General features: G+C 66.3%; 18 protein-coding genes. 8 read left to right on the plus strand and 10 right to left on the minus strand.

Annotated elements, in window-relative coordinates:
* The first annotated feature begins 28 nt into the window (after nucleotides 1-28).
* Nucleotides 29-352, plus strand: coding sequence for a ferredoxin FdxA (gene fdxA, locus ACNSTU_RS04550; RefSeq protein WP_290633729.1), 324 nt, complete (start codon nucleotides 29-31; stop codon nucleotides 350-352).
* A gap of 36 nt (nucleotides 353-388) precedes the next feature.
* On the opposite strand, the gene ACNSTU_RS04555 is transcribed toward fdxA, so the two are convergent.
* Genes ACNSTU_RS04555 through ACNSTU_RS04565 form a run of 3 tightly spaced genes read right to left on the minus strand, consistent with a single transcriptional unit; the run spans nucleotide 389 to nucleotide 2817 of the window.
* Nucleotides 389-1108: a DsbC family protein gene (locus tag ACNSTU_RS04555; protein WP_290633727.1), complete on the minus strand. Its 720-nt coding sequence runs from the start codon at nucleotides 1106-1108 to the stop codon at nucleotides 389-391.
* A 28-nt stretch (nucleotides 1109-1136) separates the two neighbouring features.
* On the minus strand, nucleotides 1137-2060 hold the full coding sequence (gene xerD, locus ACNSTU_RS04560) for a site-specific tyrosine recombinase XerD (RefSeq protein ID WP_418212123.1): 924 nt from the start codon (nucleotides 2058-2060) through the stop codon (nucleotides 1137-1139).
* Nucleotides 2038-2817, minus strand: coding sequence for a slipin family protein (locus ACNSTU_RS04565; RefSeq protein ID WP_418212124.1), 780 nt, complete (start codon nucleotides 2815-2817; stop codon nucleotides 2038-2040). Before ACNSTU_RS04565 ends, xerD begins: the two co-directional genes overlap by 23 nt.
* Nucleotides 2818-2979: 162 nt before the next feature.
* On the opposite strand from ACNSTU_RS04565, the gene rlmM reads away from it, so the two are divergent.
* The gene (gene rlmM / locus ACNSTU_RS04570) at nucleotides 2980-4062 is read left to right on the plus strand and encodes a 23S rRNA (cytidine(2498)-2'-O)-methyltransferase RlmM (RefSeq protein WP_418212125.1); all 1083 of its coding nucleotides are present in this window, start codon (nucleotides 2980-2982) and stop codon (nucleotides 4060-4062) included.
* Here rlmM and ACNSTU_RS04575 read toward each other — a convergent pair.
* On the minus strand, nucleotides 4017-4664 hold the full coding sequence (locus tag ACNSTU_RS04575; protein WP_418212126.1) for a hypothetical protein: 648 nt from the start codon (nucleotides 4662-4664) through the stop codon (nucleotides 4017-4019). The genes rlmM and ACNSTU_RS04575 overlap by 46 nt on opposite strands.
* Before the next feature lie 286 nt (nucleotides 4665-4950).
* Here ACNSTU_RS04575 and ACNSTU_RS04580 point away from each other — a divergent pair, with 286 nt between their 5' ends.
* The 5 genes from ACNSTU_RS04580 to ACNSTU_RS04600 are packed head-to-tail and all read left to right on the plus strand — an operon-like array spanning nucleotide 4951 to nucleotide 9335.
* Complete coding sequence (locus ACNSTU_RS04580) at nucleotides 4951-5277, plus strand: hypothetical protein (protein WP_418212127.1); 327 nt, start codon at nucleotides 4951-4953, stop codon at nucleotides 5275-5277.
* Between the two features lie 60 nt (nucleotides 5278-5337).
* Nucleotides 5338-5739 carry a response regulator transcription factor gene (locus tag ACNSTU_RS04585; RefSeq protein WP_418212128.1) on the plus strand — a complete coding sequence of 134 codons (402 nt, stop codon included), beginning with the start codon at nucleotides 5338-5340 and terminating at the stop codon, nucleotides 5737-5739.
* Nucleotides 5736-6893, plus strand: a complete 1158-nt coding sequence (locus ACNSTU_RS04590; protein WP_418212129.1) for a YaiO family outer membrane beta-barrel protein — start codon at nucleotides 5736-5738, stop codon at nucleotides 6891-6893. The genes ACNSTU_RS04585 and ACNSTU_RS04590 overlap by 4 nt, the downstream gene beginning before the upstream one ends.
* On the plus strand, nucleotides 6871-7935 hold the full coding sequence (locus ACNSTU_RS04595) for a HEAT repeat domain-containing protein (RefSeq protein WP_418212130.1): 1065 nt from the start codon (nucleotides 6871-6873) through the stop codon (nucleotides 7933-7935). Before ACNSTU_RS04590 ends, ACNSTU_RS04595 begins: the two co-directional genes overlap by 23 nt.
* On the plus strand, nucleotides 7932-9335 hold the full coding sequence (locus tag ACNSTU_RS04600) for a glycosyltransferase family 2 protein (protein WP_418212131.1): 1404 nt from the start codon (nucleotides 7932-7934) through the stop codon (nucleotides 9333-9335). Before ACNSTU_RS04595 ends, ACNSTU_RS04600 begins: the two co-directional genes overlap by 4 nt.
* A 9-nt stretch (nucleotides 9336-9344) precedes the next feature.
* Here ACNSTU_RS04600 and ACNSTU_RS04605 read toward each other — a convergent pair whose 3' ends face one another.
* From ACNSTU_RS04605 to gloA, 6 genes are all read right to left on the minus strand, one after another.
* Complete coding sequence (locus ACNSTU_RS04605; RefSeq protein ID WP_418212132.1) at nucleotides 9345-10829, minus strand: RsmB/NOP family class I SAM-dependent RNA methyltransferase; 1485 nt, start codon at nucleotides 10827-10829, stop codon at nucleotides 9345-9347.
* A 53-nt stretch (nucleotides 10830-10882) separates the two neighbouring features.
* Nucleotides 10883-11707, minus strand: a complete 825-nt coding sequence (locus ACNSTU_RS04610; RefSeq protein ID WP_290630522.1) for a hypothetical protein — start codon at nucleotides 11705-11707, stop codon at nucleotides 10883-10885.
* Nucleotides 11704-12591, minus strand: a complete 888-nt coding sequence (locus ACNSTU_RS04615) for an alpha/beta hydrolase (RefSeq protein WP_290637389.1) — start codon at nucleotides 12589-12591, stop codon at nucleotides 11704-11706. Before ACNSTU_RS04615 ends, ACNSTU_RS04610 begins: the two co-directional genes overlap by 4 nt.
* The gene (locus tag ACNSTU_RS04620; protein WP_290635412.1) at nucleotides 12578-14485 is read right to left on the minus strand and encodes a DUF4105 domain-containing protein; all 1908 of its coding nucleotides are present in this window, start codon (nucleotides 14483-14485) and stop codon (nucleotides 12578-12580) included. The genes ACNSTU_RS04615 and ACNSTU_RS04620 overlap by 14 nt, the downstream gene beginning before the upstream one ends.
* 144 nt (nucleotides 14486-14629) lie before the next feature.
* Nucleotides 14630-15109 carry a DUF3015 family protein gene (locus tag ACNSTU_RS04625; RefSeq protein WP_290635414.1) on the minus strand — a complete coding sequence of 160 codons (480 nt, stop codon included), beginning with the start codon at nucleotides 15107-15109 and terminating at the stop codon, nucleotides 14630-14632.
* Nucleotides 15110-15291: 182 nt separating this feature from the next.
* The gene (gene gloA, locus ACNSTU_RS04630) at nucleotides 15292-15828 is read right to left on the minus strand and encodes a lactoylglutathione lyase (protein WP_418212133.1); all 537 of its coding nucleotides are present in this window, start codon (nucleotides 15826-15828) and stop codon (nucleotides 15292-15294) included.
* 181 nt (nucleotides 15829-16009) lie between these two features.
* Between gloA and ACNSTU_RS04635 the strand changes: the two genes are divergently transcribed.
* Nucleotides 16010-17089, plus strand: a complete 1080-nt coding sequence (locus ACNSTU_RS04635; RefSeq protein ID WP_290632445.1) for a TRAP transporter substrate-binding protein — start codon at nucleotides 16010-16012, stop codon at nucleotides 17087-17089.
* The last annotated feature ends 11 nt before the right edge of the window (nucleotides 17090-17100 follow it).

Here is a 17100-nt window from a genome sequence, read left to right on the forward strand (position 1 = left end):
GTCTCGAACAAACGCAACGGAGCAACCCATGACCTTTGTCGTCACGGAAAACTGCATCAAGTGCAAGTACACCGACTGCGTGGAAGTCTGCCCGGTAGACTGCTTCCACGAGGGGCCTAACTTCCTGGCCATCGACCCGGACGAGTGCATTGACTGCACCCTGTGCGAGCCGGAATGCCCCGCCGAGGCGATCTACTCCGAGGATGACCTGCCCGAGGAGATGAGCCACTTCCTCGAGCTCAACGCCGAGCTCGCCCAGCAGTGGCCCGTGATCACCGAGCAGAAAGACCCGTCCGAAGACGCCGCAGAATGGGACGGCAAACCCAACAAGCTGGAACTGCTGGAACGTTGAGCGTCACCCCGCCCGGGAGCCCGCCGGCGGCGGGCTCTATTCGCTATCCAGGCGCTGCAGCAACTCATCCGGCGGCACCATGCCGCGATGCACGGTACCGTTCTCGCTGATGATCGTCGGAGTCGCGTTCACACCCAGCGACTGCGCCAGATAGAGCTGCTCCTCCACCGGGTTGCTGCACTCCCGGTGCTCCGGCGTCTCTCCGGCCTTGGCGGCGTCCATGGCCGCGTTGCGGTCGTCCGCGCACCACACGCTCACCGCCTTGTCGTAGGACGCAGTCCCAACACCCGCTCGCGGCATCTGCAGGTAACGGATGGCAATGCCCGCATCCAGATACGCGTCCATGCGGCCGTGCATCTGGCGGCAGTAGGGGCAATCGATATCGGTGAACACGGTCACCGTGTGGCGGATCTCCCCGTCCGGCCGGTAGACGATCATGTTGTCTTCGCCATGCTCCTCGATACGGTCGCGGCGCAACTCGCCCTGCAGGGCGTCGGACAGCGACTCCTGGGCGTCCAGATCCATGATGTCGCCCTGGATCAGGTAACGGCCGTCCTCGGAGATGTAGGCCACCTGCCCCTGGACCACGATCAGGTAGATGCCCTCCAGGGGCGTGGCTTCGACACGCTCCGGCTCCAGGTCCGGGCTCATCGACTGCAGACGCTCGGTGATGCGCTCCGTCACCTCGTCGGCGGAAGCGGACGTCGCGGTAAGCGTGAGCAGACCGGCCGCCAGGGCGGAGATCAGAACCTTCATGAATGACGTACTCCTCGGCTGGCGGTAATCAACCGCGCGGGTGGTGCTCGGCGTGCAGCTCCTGCAGACGCTGACGCGCCACATGCGTGTAGATCTGGGTGGTAGACAGATCGCTGTGCCCCAGGAGCAACTGTACCACGCGCAGATCGGCGCCGTGGTTGAGCAGGTGGGTCGCGAACGAATGCCGCAGGGTATGCGGGGAGAGGTGCTTGCGAATCCCTGCGACAACGGCGTAGTGGCGAATTCGATACCAGAACGCCTGCCGGGTCATACCGCCCCCGCGCGCGGTGACGAACACGGCATCGGAGACGCGCCCGTGCAACAGCTCGGTGCGTGCGCTGCGCATGTAGCGATCGAGCCAGTCCAGCGCAGCCTCACCCAGTGGCACCAAGCGCTCCCGGTCACCCTTACCGATCACGCGCACCACACCCTGACGGGTGTTCACCTGCCCCAGACGCAGCCCGACCAGTTCGGAGACGCGCAGCCCGCTGGCGTAGAGGCACTCGATCATGGCGCGGTCGCGCAGGCCGATGGGGTCATCGGTATCGGGAGCGGCCAGAAGGCCCTCCACTTCGGATTCCGTCAGTGCGCCCGGCAGTGGCTGCCCCAGTCGAGGCGAGTCCACCTCGGCCGTGGGGTCACGCTGCACCACGCCTTCGCGCAGCAGCCAGCGGTAGAAACGGCGCAGGGTCGACAGCAGCCGGGCCGTGCTGCGCGGCCGCGCCCCCGACTGCACGCGCTCGGCGAGATAGCCGAGCACGGCGCCCTGATCCGCCTGCTCCAGACTCCCGTTCGCCCGCCCCAGCCAGCGGGCGAACCCCAGCAGATCGGTGCGGTACGCCGCCAGGGTCCGCTCGCTCAGGCCGCGCTCCAGCCAGAGCGCATCGAGGAACGCCTCGATGCGCCCGAGACTGCCGGCGTCGGCAGCATCAGCCGGCGCTGGTGCCGCCACCGCCCTTGCTCCGTTTGATGAGGTCTTCGAAGGCACCCATCAGATCCATGGGCATGGGGAAGACGATGGTCGAATTCTGGTCCTGAGCGATCCCGGTGAGGGTCTGCAGATACCGCAGCTGGATGGCCTGGGGGTTCTGCGACAGGATGTTGGCGGCATCCTGCAGCTTCTGGGCGGCCTGCATCTCCCCTTCGGCGTGGATAATCTTGGCACGCCGGCTACGCTCCGCCTCGGCCTGCTGTGCGATGGCGCGGATCATGCTCTCGTCCACGTCCACATGCTTGATCTCGACGTTCGCGACCTTCACGCCCCAGGCGTCCGTGTGTTCGTCGAGGATCTCCTGGATGTCCTGGTTGAGGCGATCCCGCTCCTGCAGCATTTCATCCAGATCGTGCTTGCCCAGCACCGAGCGCAGTGTGGTCTGGGCCAACTGGCTGACGGCCGCGTAGAAGTCCTCGACATTGATCACGGCCCGCTGCGGATCCACGACCCGGAAGTAGATGACGGCGTTGACACCCACGGAGACGTTGTCCTTCGAGATCACGTCCTGGCTGGGCACGTCCATCACCACCGTACGCAGATCGACCCGAACGATCTGCTGGATCAGGGGGATGACCAGGATCAGCCCGGGCCCTTTGACACTCCAGAAGCGGCCGAGCTGGAAGATCACACCACGTTCGTACTCGCGCAGAACGCGGATCGCCGACGCCACGAGGGCGACCAGCGCCGCGCCGATAATGAGCAGAATCGTTTCCATGGACTTCTCCTTGCCGTTGTATGCAGTTCAGAAAGCAGCCCGGGGGACCCGCGCCACCGTTTCGACATCCCGTCGGTCACAGCGTTCAGCATAGCGTCTCTTGCGCCCGACACGGAACAGCCGGCGCGGACGGCAACGGCTCGTTGCGGTTACACTGCCGCCATGTCAGAGACCGCACCCTGGACCACCAGCGCCGCACTGCTCCTCTACACCCGCGCCGGGCTGGAAAACGACACCGCCGCCGAGCTGACCGATCGTGCCGCCGCGGCTGGAATCTACGGGTACTGCCGCACGCATCGCGATGGCGGGCTCGTGGAATTCCACAGCCATGACGGCTCCCCCGTCACACCCCTGCTTCGCTCGCTGCCGTTCACGGAGCTGGTATTTGTGCGCCAGTGGGTCGCCGGCCATGGCTGGCTCCCCCCGCTACCCGAGCACGAGCGCCTGACACCACTGCTTAAGAGCCTGCCTTCCGGTGAATCCTACGCCGACGTGCGGCTGGAGTACCCGGACACCAACGACGGCAAGGGCCTCTCCCGTTTCTGCAAAGGGTTCGGCCGGGCCGTGGAACAGGCGCTGCGGCAACGCGGCGCCCTGGACGAGCACGCCGGGCAGCGCCTGCATCTGCTGTTCACGGATTCGGCCACGGTCTTTCCCGGTATCGCACCGGTCGAGAACAGCTCGCCCTGGCCACTGGGCATTCCCCGCCTGCGCATGCCCGGCGACGCACCCAGCCGATCGACCCTGAAACTGGAAGAGGCCCTGCTGACACTGCTGCACCCGGCGGAGCGCGAGACGCTGCTGCGCCCCGGCAGCACGGCCGTGGACCTGGGCGCCGCGCCCGGTGGGTGGACGTGGCAGCTGGTCCGCCGGGGATTGCACGTCACCGCCGTGGACAATGGCCCCATGGACACCGCACTACTCGACTCCGGGCTGGTGGATCACCGACGCGAGGACGGCTTTCGCTACCGCCCGCGGCGCCCGGTGGACTGGCTGGTGTGCGACATGGTCGAGCGCCCGGCACGCATACTGCCGCTGATGACCAGCTGGCTCACCGAGGGTGCCTGCCGACAGGCGGTGTTCAACCTCAAACTGCCCATGAAACAGCGCCACGCCACGGTGCGCGACGGCCTGGAGCAGCTTCGCAGTGCACTCCAGAGCAGCGGCCGCGCCATGGACGTGCGCTGCAAGCAGCTGTATCACGACCGCGAGGAAGTCACCGTGTGCGTCACCCCCTCCACCTGATCCCCGGCCAGGTCGCTGAGCTCCAGCAGCGGTTCCAGCGTGACGCTGAAACCCACCGCGACGGCCACCCCCTCCTGGCGCAGTACACCGCAGCCGCCCACGTCCTGCCAATCGCCCTGCCCCATGACGTCAAGACGGAAGTCACGCCCGGGCAGCGCGCCGGACCGCGCCGGGATCAAGCGGTAAGTGGCCCTGGGAACGGCCGCACGCATTGCGCTTTGCACGAGGGAGGCCAGTGCTGTTGCTTCCGTCTCGCCCAGCAACCAGACATCCAGCTCGTGCGCCACCAGCGCGGTTGCATCGGTGCGACGGCTGCCACACACGAGCCCCGCGCAATGAATCACCGCACGGTCCACGCCGTCGGCAACAATATCGGGCAACTGGGTCAGCACCGTTTCGGTGGTGCCGTGCCGAGCGCGCCAGCCCTCCGGGCCGGGCACGAGTGGCGGCGTACGCAGCGTACGGCGCGCACCATCCCCGGTCGAGAGGCGCAGCCGTTCAATCAGCTGCTGCATGGGATGGTCGCCCTGGGCGGGGTCGGTCAGGTCACGGCGCTCCATCAGCGCTCTGACCGGATCCGGTCGGGTACTGTCGTCGGTCATCATTGCCTCCTGATCAGATCATCCGCCACGGATGCACCATCAAAAACGCCCCCGATCTCGGATCCGGGGGCGTCATCGTGGCGGTAACCTGTCAGTTCGGCTCCATCAGCGCAACGGCGCCCTGCCCCCGGAACGGTCTTCGAGACCGGGGCAAGTAAATCGCCAGTAATAGCGCCAATGGAATTGACCGAGTACGTTTATCATGAAGAAGACGTTAGCACCGGTTGCGTCCAACCGGCAAGCAGACGCACGCGGGCGAGCCCGCCACTGCGCAGGAGCGACCGCCATGAAACGGTTCCATATCGCCCTCGCCGTCGATGATGTCCATGCGAGCATCCCCGAGTACACCCGGCGCCTGGGGGCAGAACCAGAGGTGCTCATCCCCGGAGAGTACGCCCTGTGGCGCACCAGCCAGGTGAACTTTTCCGTGCGCCGCGTGCCGGGCGCGACTGGCACCGTTCGCCATTTGGGGTGGGAAGACCCCTGTGCGCAGACGCTCTCGGTGGATCACGACGTCAACGGGCTGATCTGGGAGACGTTCTCCCGGGCCGACCAGCGACTGGAGATCGAGGCCATCTGGCCGCCGGAAGACAACGGCGACCCGGTGGATTAGCACCGCCCCGCCCGCGCTGGTACTGTAAAGTACCTCGACATGCAGAAAACCGATCAATCAATGTCTGAACATGCGCGGCCGCGGGCCATCCCCCGCATACTCCTCATAGAAGACGACGCCGACATCATCTACCTGATCCGCTTCATGCTGGAACGTCAGGGCTACACCGTCGATCCACGCACCGACGGCAGGGACGCGCTGGACGCCCTTCCGGGGTGCGTACCCGATCTGATCCTGTCCGACGTCATGCTGCCCTACATCGACGGTCTGGAACTGGTGCGCCGATTCCGGGAGCAGCCCGGGTGGGAGCATCTCCCTATGGTCATGCTGACTGCCAGGGCGAACGAGACGGACATCGTGCGCGCGTTTGACGCCGGCGCAGACGACTACATCGTCAAACCGTTCCAGCCGGACGAACTGCTGGCGCGGGTCAAACGGTTCCTGCGACGAGCCCCGGCATGACCCGGAGCGGAGGTCACCCTGTGCGGCGGCTGTTCACCGCGCTGACAGGTCTGATGCTGGCCTGCTCAGTGAACGGCGTGGCGGCCACAGAACCACTGGAGGAGCTGGATACCGCACTCGAATCCACCCCGGGCGACGAGGAACTGCGCTTCGACCGCGCGCGGCAACGCGCCTGGGCTGGCGATTACGAAGGCGCACTCACGGACTACGAACACCTCCTCGCCGATGCCCCGGACAATCCGGACTACCTGCTCGGCGTGGGTCAGACGCTGCTCTGGTCGGGCGCGCCGGATGAGGCGCTGACGCCCCTCATCCGCGCCAGGGCGATCGCTCCCGATTACGAGGCCATCTGGCGCGCGGAGTTTCAGGCAAGGGCCGCGGCCAACGAGGCGGATGACGGGTTTCTGGATCAGGCGCGAGAGCGGTTTCCCGATGCGGCGTGGTTGCCCGCGCCACCACGCCGGAGCTGGGAGGTGGAAGGTTCCGTCCGCTATGACCACCTCACCCGCGGCGCGGATGACTGGCAGGAAATCCGCGGTGACTGGTTGTCGTACCGGCGTGGTGGCCTCACCTGGAGTGGCCATGCCCGACAGGCCTGGCGCTTCAACGACAGCGATCAGGAGCTGGGGCTGGCGTTAAGCCGGCCGCTCGGCTCGTCCTGGAGTGGACGCCTGGACGGAACCGTCAGCCCCGCCGACGGGTTCCTGCCGGACCGGAGCCTGGGGATCAGTGCCGGGCGGCCGCTGCCGTACGGTTTCGGCGTCGACGTCGGCCTGCGACGCAGTGTTTACCCTGATATTCACGTCGATTCCGGTCGCGTCACGGTAGAGCGTTATATGGGACGCTGGCGCACGGCCTACAGCGCTTTTCTGACGCGCCTGCAGGGCGGCAGCAACCAGATCGGCCATGCCGTCTCGTTGACCCGCTACTACCACCAGCGCAGTCATATGGGCATCACCATCAGCGCCGGCACCGAAGACGAGTATGAAGCCGCAACCGGTGCCATCGAACCATTCACCGTTCGGAGCGCGGTCATCAACGGACGGCACTGGTTCGCAGAGGATTGGGCGATCTCCTGGGAAGGGGGCTTTCACGAGATCAAGGACACTTACGAGCGCTGGGGCATACAACTTGGACTCCGTCATTCATTCTGACGCCGTGGTCCGTGCCGCCGTGCTGACCGGCCTGGTTCTGTTCTCCCTGACCCTCGCCATCATGGGTCAGGTCCTGCTGCTCGGTATCCGCTCCCGCGCCAGGGAAAGACGACAGGCCAGGTTCCAGGCCACATGGCGTCCGATCATGGCCGAGGCCACGCTGGGGCATCTACGACAGGACTTGCCGGACGTGCACTGGCAGGATCACCTGCGCTTCCTACTGCTCTGGAACCGGTTCCAGCAATCGGTCCGCGGCCCGGCCCGAACGGCGCTCAACCAGCTTCTCTACGCCACTGGCATGCACCTCAGGACCCGGCTGTACCTGGAGGCGGGCTCCCCACAGGCTCGCATGGTCGCCATCACCACCACGCGCTACCTGGCCCCGCCCGGCACCAACCGGCGGCTGCTTCTGATGGCGCGCCGGGCGCCGGGGCCCGTCGCCGTGGCGGCGGCCCGGACCCTCGCGATGATTGATCCCGATCGCAACATGCCGCAGCTCCTGCGGATTCTCTTGCAACGCACGGACTGGTCCACGCCCCACTGCCTCGACATCATCAACACCGCGGGCCAGGACAGCGCGACGGCAACGCTGCTTCCGGCGTTCCGCCACGGAACCTTCGCAGCCCGCGAACGACTCCTGCCGCTACTGGAGTGCACCCACATCCGGGAGCGGGCGCGGGGGCTGCGGGATTTTCTCGATGAACACCCGGACGACAGTCTGACCGCGCCCGCGCTCGACCTGCTGGCCGTCGCCCGGAACCCGCGCGACACCGCGCGCATGCGCGAATCGCTGGAGCATCCGCAACCCAGAGTGCGGGCCATTGCCGCCCAGGCGCTGGGGCACACCGGTTCCGGCGAAGAGGATCTGGCACGCCTGCAGCGACTGCTTTCCGACGCCAACTGGCACGTCCGTCAGGCCGCGGCAAATGGGATCGTGGCCTTGCATCACGTGCCGCCGGAGGATATCGAACACCTGAGCCGCCATCTGCCGGATCCTTATGGCCGCGAGGCGCTGCAGCGGGCGCTGGAGGCGAGGCCATGACAGTCAGCGACACGCTTGTTGTGGCGCAGCTGGTCTTCCTGGCCTATTTCATCGGTCTGAACGGGGGCTATCTCACACTGAACCTTCTCGCCCTCGCCTCCCTTCGGCAGAGCCTGCGCTATCGGGCGAACGGAGAAGAGGGCGTGCCGTACCTGGGGGTTGAACCCGGCACATCTCTCCTGGTGCCGGCGTACAACGAAGAGACCACGATCGTTGCGTCGGTGCGCTCGATGCTCCAGCTTGAGTATCCGGACTTCGAGATCATCGTGATCAATGACGGCTCGGGCGACGACACGCTGAACGCGCTGAAAGGCGCCTTCGATCTTCAGCCGCAACGTGATCCGGCGCTGCGCGTCGTGCCCTGTGCGCCGGTGCGAGGTGTCTACCGCTCGCCCCACTACCCGGAACTGAAGGTGGTCGACAAGGCCAACGGCGGCAAGGCCGATGCGCTCAACGCCGGCCTCAATTACGCGTCCAGGCCCTTGTTCTGTGCTGTGGATGCGGACTCCATTCTGCAGCGGGACAGTCTCCTGCGAGTGGTACAGCCCTTCATGGACGACGAGCGCACGATTGCGGCCGGAGGCACCGTGCGCGTCGCCAACGGCTCGGACGTCCAGGGCGGATTCCTGGTCAGCTCCGGGCTGCCAAAGAGCCTGCTCGCGCGCCTGCAGATCGTGGAGTACCTGCGTGCCTTCCTGTTCGGCCGGCTGGGCTGGTCACCACTGAACGCGCTCCTGATTATCTCCGGCGCCTTCGGCCTGTTCGACCGTGACCGTGTCATCGCGGCAGGAGGTTACCGGACCGACTGCGTGGGAGAAGACATGGAACTGGTCGTCCGGCTGCATCAGTATCACCGCGAGCGGCGGATTCCCTATCGCATCCGTTACGTGCCGGACCCGATCTGCTGGACCGAGGTCCCTGAAGACGTGGGCACGCTGCACCGGCAGCGAACCCGCTGGCAACGGGGCCTGGCGGAGAGTCTCACCACGAACTGGCGCCTGCCTGCGAGCCGCCGCGGCGGCGCACCGGGGCATGTTGCCTGGCCCTTCATGGCCGTGTTCGAGTGGCTGGGTCCGCTGATCGAACTGGCGGGCTATCTGTTCATGGCGCTGGGATTCGCCCTGGGCGTCGTCTCCGGCGCGGCGTTGCTGGCCTTCCTGCTCGTCGCCGTGGGCTTCGGCATGGTGCTCTCAGTCAGTGCCCTGCTGCTGGAGGCCCTGTCGTTCCGTGTGTACACCCGTCGCAGTGACATGCTGCGACTCTTTCTGGCGGCCCTGGTCGAAAACCTGGGCTACCGCCAACTCAACACCCTCTGGCGCTGTCAGGGGCTTTGGCAATGGCTGCGAGGCAAGCGCCACGAGTGGGGCACCATGCGCAGGGTCGGCACATGGAGTTCGTGAACGGCGGCCTCAGCCCTCTTCCGGCGTCACGAGCATGGCTGTGTCCCGCGACCAGGCTTTCGGCATGAGGCTTTCGACGTGTGCCACACCGGTTTCACGATCGAAGATGAGCTGCCCGAGACCCAGGGTGTAGCCCCGGTAACGCAGCACCACATAACCGGCCGACGTGCAGGCGGCCAGCTGCTCCGTGGACAACGCCTGAATCGGATGGCGTTCCAGATAGCGCCGGGTCTGGGCGGTATCCAGCGTGATTACGTTGCGGGTGGCGTCCGGCCCATAGAGCATGGCCGCCGCAGTAGTCGGTTTCACGGGGAGACTGCGGCGCCGCACCGCCGGCAGCCCGAGCATCTCGGGTGCCGGCGCTTCCGGGTAGCGGTGGTCCACCGGCGCCAGGTGCAGGTGCTTGTTGCCCCGCTTCACCGGAACCGCGCCGTCGAATGCCGCCCACGGGATGCCGAAGCGCTCGGTGAGCGGCTCAAGCCAGCTACGGGGCTCCTCCGGTGGCGTAAACCAGTGCGGCTCCGCGATGCTGTTGGCGTCGGCACTGCGCTCGAGCACCGCCACGAAGAAACCGCCGGTGTCGTTGTGATGTGGCCAGACTCTCAGGGTGTCGGCCACAGCCGGATCATACCGGCGCCCTTCCCACTGGGTGATGCCTGCGGTGGCCTGCAGTCCGGGCACGTGCGCCGGCACAACCCTCAGTTCACCCGGGTATCGGTCCAGCAGCGTGTCGATCACCGCCTCGTTCTCTTCCGGTGCCAGAGTGCAGGTGGAGTAGACCAGCCGCCCACCCGGCCGGGTCAGCCGCATGGCCCGTTCCAGCAAACGCACCTGGACGGCGGCCAGGCGGGAGCGGAAAGCGGCCGTGCTGATGGTCGGTAAGCGCACCTTGCGGAATGTCCCCTCACAGCTGCAGGGGGCATCCACCAACACCCGGTCGAATGCGCCGGCGCGGGCGCCTATGGACTGCCCGTCCTGCGCCGTGATGACCACGTTCATGAGCCCGAAGCGCTTGACGGTCTGGCGCAGCGCGGCCAGCCGCCCCTTGCGCAGGTCGTTGGCCATGACCGTGCCCCGGTTCGCCATGGCCATGGCAATCTGGGCGGTCTTGTTGCCCGGCGCGGCACACAGGTCCAGCACCCGCTCACCGGGCTGCGGGTCCAGCAACGCCACCGGCAGCATGGAGACTTCTTCCTGCACCTGGAACAGCCCTGCCATGAACCCCCAGTGCCGCCCCGGTCGCGCCTCCGGATCAAGCCGCACACCATGGTTCGACCACGCCATGGGCGTGGCGGCGATCCCATCGGCACGCAGCACCTCCAGGAGGTCGTCGCGGGACAGCCGCCGCGGATTCGCCCAGACGGTCGTCGGCAGAGGCCGCAGCAGAGACCGGACCAGCGCGTCCGGGTCATCAATGATGGCGTCGTAGCGGGCACAGAGCCGGCGGGCAAGGGTCTCACGGTCGGGCGGCACGGGGTGTTCCGCTGCGGTCACGGGCAGTCCTCCAGGGCGGGTCGGATCGGCGGCGTATGCTACCCGATCCTGGGTCAGCCGTGCGATCCCTCGCCCAGTTCGTCGTCGACGGCAATGCCTTCCGGGGCGTCCGACTCACTGCCCAGGAACACGTCCCGGTAAGCGACGTATAACAGCGCACCGAAGAACGGCAACAGCGCAATGAGAGCCCACCCGACGGTGACAAGCAGCAGTGCCGCGGCCAGCATCAGCAGACCGGTGACTCCCATCATGGGCGCCGGATTGAGTGGATAGGCGCGCGCACTGGCCGCCATGGCGGGCGGCAGCGGCGGGTTGTGCAACGCCATCATGGGCAGCAGGAACCACTGCCCGAAGGCGAGCAGCATGAGCAGCAATCCCACCAGACCTGCGCCGAACAAACCACCCGGTACCAGAACAGGACCGAGCAGCGTATGCCGCAGCGGCGGTTCCGCTGGCAGGCCATCCGCGCGAACGGGGCTCCAGAGCCCGAGCTGCTGCACCACACTCACGAAACCGTCCGCCAGCGGTGCGGTGACCATTGCAAGCCCGCCGTGCAGTGCCATTGCCGCGGCGGCACACCCGACTGAAAGCAGCAGTTCGCCGTTACCGGGCAACAGCTGCGAGGGCCACGGGCGGCGGGCGTAATCGGCATACCAGGCCAGGCGGATGAACACCATCAGCGCCAGCGGCAGACAGAGCAGCATGAGAAACAGGCGCACCGGGCCCCATTCCACCAGATGCACGGCGTAGAACATCACCAGCACCAGTGCCAGCACCACCAGCGTCAGCGCAGGCCGGTGCAGGAGAAGCCGCACGGCCTCCCGCGCCCACTCGCCCCAGGCATCGGGTTCCACCTCCCGGGGACCCAGCGCGCTCATTCGCCGCGCTCCCGGGCGCCGTCGTCTACCGGCCCGAGCACGTCATCCAGCCAGGCCACAAGGCGGCGGCGCACGTCGCCCCGGCCCACGGCCTGGGTATGATCAACCCCACGGTAGTGCCAGGCATCCTTGGGAGGCTGGGCGGCTGCATAGAGATCCTGGCCGTGATGGGAGGGCACGACGCGATCGTCATCGCCGGCAATGAGCAACAAGGGAATCGGACTCACGGCACTGACGTGATCAATGGGTGCATAGGCATCGTCGATGGTCAGGCTCAGGGGCCACTGGAACGGCCATGTCAGCCACAGCTCGCCGAATTTCTCCCGGGCGATGCCGCGATAGCTTGCAAACGGACTGTCGGCAATCAGCCCGCGCACGCCGTACGCTGCGCCATGGTTGGCGACGGTGGTGATGGCAACGGACGCGCCGAGGCTCTGGCCAAAGACGACGATGCGCTCCGGGTCAACGCGACGGTGGCGGGCAACGCGGGCCAGCGCGGCGGCGGCATCCATGTGAACGCCGTCGAAATCGGGAGTGCCCGCCGACAGGCCGAAGCCACGGTAATCCAGGAGAAAGACGTTGTAGCCCTGCTCCGGCAGCCAGTAGACGGCGCCGATGTGGGTGCTGATGTTCTCGGCGTTGCCGTGGAGGAAGAGGATGGTACCGCGCGGCTCGTCCGCAGGCAGGAACCACCCGTGCAGCAGCGTGCCATCCAGGGAATCGAACCAGATGTTCTCGTAGTCGATGCCGGCCGCCGCCGGATCCCAGCGGTGCCCCGGCTCGGGCAGAAAGAAGAAGCGACTGCAGCCGGCCAGCAGTGTCGCTGCCGCTACCAGCAGCACGAGCCACAGGTAGCGCCCCGGGTGGCGGTCAGAAATAACCATACAGGGTCGCCTGCACCGCATTGTCATGAACACCGAAGTCGTATTCCCGCGCCGCGCCCACCCGAAGCGAGACGTTGCGGAAGGTCGTGAGCGACTGCTCTGCACTCACGCGCCAGGCGGGGCGGCTAGTATCGGTCTGCCAAGCGGCTTCGGCCTGCAACCGCGTGCGCAGTGATGCACCCGCCCAGAGCACATCCACCCGCGGGCCGGCGCCCGCACGGACACCGTCGTCCAGGCGTTCCGAGCCCCAGGCATCCGCCTGCACCCCGGCATAGGTCCACAGTGGCGTGTCGCCGGCCTGCCAGGTGAAACCACCGCCGCCATCCACGCCGCCCATTAGCGACCGCCCGCCGCCGGGGCGCAACCGCTGCTCCGCACCGGCACGAATGTTCCAGGACCAGGGCCGGAAGAGCTGGTCGCGGGGGTTCAGAGACTCGATGTCGATCACCATCAGCCGTTCGAGCTCGGCCCGATCCCGGTCGTCGTCGTACCGGATTTCCACATCACCGTAACTGATGTGTGCGCCGGGTATGTAACCGTCGGGCGGGTCCAGCATGTCGTGGTAGGCCGGCCGCCAGTGCAGGCTGCCGAACGTGGCCTCGCCGCGCTCGCCGCCACCGATGCCCAGGCGCAGCGTGCGATGCCCCTGATCGGGCCGCGTGTCGGGCTGCGGCGGACGCTCCGCCCCGGGCACGCCCGAGAGCTGGCTGCGGGCGATCAGAAGCTCACGCATGCGCTCGCGCTGATCCCCCTCCATGTCCCCCGAATGCCGGAGAAAATTCAGGTAATCGTAGGCCGTCTCCAGTACCAGACCGCGCTCCTGGCGCTCCATGCCGTCCATGGTGTCGGGGCTGCGCTCGCCACGCGCCAGGGCCACGGTGACGTCGACCAGCTCCGGCGGCATGATCGCGATCTGATGATCAAGCCGCGTCCGCTCGGCCGGCCGGAAGACCACCTCCCGCAGCATGTCCTCTTCCCGCAGCACCTCGCGCACGGTATCCGTCGGGATTGCCCACCAGTTGAAGCGGTCGGAGAGGTTCATGCCCGGGCGGGCCACATCCAGCAGTTCCAGCAGGCGGTAGGAGCAGTTCTGATAGAGAAAATAGTAGGGAAACGGCGTATCGCGCAGCTCCCAGGTGTGCTGCATCAATCGCTCCACCTCATGGGGCTCCAGGTTGAGGCGGTATTCCCAGAGATCGCGGCTTTCAAGGCTGTTGTACTCACGCACCTTGTCGTAGTACGGCATGATCGAGAAAAGCCCCGGATAGCCGCCGGTGAGGCCACGCACGGCGAAGACCAGCCCGCTGCTTTCCTCCGTGGCCGCCGCGTGGTTGATCACGTAGGACAGCAGCCGCGTGTCTTCATCCTGATCCGGCGGATCCACCCGCAGCAGCGTGTGCCCGTACATGGAGGCGGGGTTACCCAGATAGGCCGCCGCGAACACCAGCGTGATCTCGTGCGGGTCGATGCCCTCGTACCACTCCTCGAACCGCTGACACGCCACCTCAGGGAAGACGTCCGCTTCGAGGTCCAGACGCTCTCTCAGCCACGCACGGCGCGCGGGAAACCGGCACTGGGGATGTTGTTCGTCACCGTCCACTGTGTCGGGATCGCGGAACAACGCGGCGATCGTCGCGTCCAGCTCCGCTTCCGGGTCCCGCCAGCCGTCGTCGGCATTGAAGAACCCGGTGTCCCGGCTCTCGCTGCGCCGCCCGGGCAGAAACCGGCGCTCGCGGTAATGGAGCAGGTCCTGCCATTCCCGGTCGTGGGCAAGCCCTTGCTCACGGGCTGCGTCCTGCAGGTCGGCAACCGGCGTGGAGTCGCCCGGAGCGGCAACCGCGGCGCTCGAGGCAAGGACGAAACCAACCGGCGCCAGATAACGCGTCACATCCATGGATGCCGTACCAAGTTAAGAGTGGCGTCCCGGGAGGCAGGGATCACCGGTCAGCGGGGCACGCCCGGCACGCGATCATGCGTGTCCCGGACGCAAAGGGGCCGCCTCCACCCGGAGGCAGCCCCCTTTTTCGACGCAGTTCGCTTAGACCGAGTAGCCGGCCAGGCGCTCGTCGTTCTCCACCGTCTGGTTGATGCCGGTGATGACATCGTCAGCGGTGACGTCGCTGGAGGAGAAGATGGAGCCGTAGTTGTCCTGCAGGGCCGTGAAGAAGTGATCACGGTCCTCTGCGTCCACGCCCATGACCTCCGCCAGCCCGTGCAGGGACTCGCCGTCGCCTACGGACATGTCACGCGCCAGGGCGTCCATGTTCGAGCCGGTGTACATGCCCAGCTTCTGGGCGGAGTCGATTACACCATCCTGCTCGCATCCCAGCGTACCGGAGGTGATACCGAAGGTCTGGTTGCCCGACGTGCCGTTGGTGGTCACTGCCAGCACCTGCGGCGCAATGCCCTGCTGGCCGTCCCACACCATGGTCCCCAGGCCACAGCCCGTGCTGTCGGCGTGCGCGGAGGTGGCATAGACGGTGCCGAGCAGAGCTGCAGCAAACAGTTTCTTCTTCATTGGTAAACTCCTATCTCGTTGGCGGAGTGCTATCTCCGTTGGTTGTCCGGCCTCATCCCGGCCGAACTTTTGGGCGAATCCGATGCCCGACTCCGAGTAGTACCATATCCGGAAGTCGCTACGCCATGCCCGACGCGGCCTAACTGGGTTTTCGCCTGAACCTCCCACTACCCCGGAATGTATTAGAGCGACCCCATGCGATCCGCCTGGAAAATCTCGATCCAGTAGCCATCCGGATCCTTGATGAAGGCAATTCCCTTCATCTTGCCGTCATTGGGCCGCTTGACGAACTCGACACCCTGCTCCTCGAAACGGGCGCACGCGGCATCCACGTCGGGTACACCGAAACCGATATGGCCAAACCCTTTCGGCTCCTCGTTGCCACTGTGGTAGCTGACACTCGGATCGTCCTCGTCACCCCAGTTGTGGGTCAGTTCCAGGACCGCCTCCCGACCAAAGGTGTACTCCGTGCGCGCGGCGTCAGCCGACGGCACTTCTCTGACGCGCTGCTCGGGCACCATTGCCAGAAAGTAGAGCGTGAACTCCATGGCGGGGAACTCGAGCTTGCGCAGCAGGCGCATGCCCAGCACCCGCGTGTAGAAATCCAGCGTGCGCCGCGGCTCCTTGATGCGCATCATGGTCTGGTTGAACACGAATGCGTCCGTCTGCGTATCCGGCTGCTCACAAAGCCCCTCGGCCTGGTCGAAATGACGGGACATGTCACCGCTCTCCTCTGCTCACCTGAAAACCACAACGATACCCGCTCGCTGCCGCACCAGGAAAGCGCTTCAGGCTCGCATCACGCCCCGTCGCGCGGTATTGTTGGAGCGGCAACCGGATGGTCCGTCGACGACGGGCGTACCGGCGAGGTGAACAACAAAGAATCGAGGGAGAAGCCCCATGAAACGTCGTCATTTTCTAACGGCAAGCGGCGCTGCCGCGGTGGCCGCAAGCACCGTCTATTCCCCCAACGTGATCGCCACCAACCGTCGCTTCCGCCTGGAGATGCCAACCTCCTGGCCGGCCGCGCTGGAGAACCTTTACGGGACCGCGGAGTACTTCGCCCGGCGCATCGGCGAGATGACCGACGGCGACGTCGAGGTACGCACCTACCCCGGCGGTGACCAAATCGGCCCGCTGGAGGTCTACGGTGCGGTCGCGAGCGGCGCGTTCCCGTGCTGCCACACGGCCCCCTACTACTTCATCGGCGAGTCTCCGGCCCACGGGTTTTTCACCGCCATTCCGTTCGGCATGACCCTGGACGAGCAGAATGCGTGGATGATGGGTGGAGGCGGCCAGGAACTCTGGGATGAACTCAACGCCAAGGACAACATGATCGCCTTCCCCGGCGGCAACACCAGCGCCCAGACCGGTGGGTGGTTCAACAAGCGCATCGAGTCCCCGGACGACCTGCGCGGCCTGCGCATGCGCTTCCCCGGCCACGGCGGGCGCGTCATGGCAAAGGCCGGCGTCAACATCCAGCAGCTGCCCGGCGGCGAGGTGTACACGGCAATGGACCGCGGGGCGCTGGACGCGGCCGAGTGGGTCGGGCCGGCGGATGACATGACCCTCGCCATGCATGAAGTCGCGCAGTACTACTACATGCCTAGCTGGGCCGAGCCCAGCGCCATGCTCGGGTTCTACTTCAACCTGGACACCTGGAACGAGTTCCCGGCGGACATCCAGGCCCAGATCAAGGCATGCAGCCACGAAGCGAACATGTGGATGGCCGCACAGTACCTGAGCACCAACCCGGTCGCCCTTGAGACGCTGCAGGACGAGCACGGCATCGAGGTGCTGGACTTCCCCGAGTCGGTCATGGACGCATTCCGCGAAGGTGCGCGCGAGGTGCATGAGGAGGACATGAACGACTCCGACTACGCCAAGATCCACGGCGAGTGGGAAGCCTTCATGAAGAAGGTCCGCGGCTGGAACGAGCGCACCACTTACCAGTACCAGAACTACATCTTCAACCGCTGATCGCGGCGCCT

Origin of the sequence: Aquisalimonas sp. APHAB1-3 (assembly GCF_048323695.1) — a bacterium.
Lineage (GTDB): Bacteria > Pseudomonadota > Gammaproteobacteria > Nitrococcales > Aquisalimonadaceae > Aquisalimonas.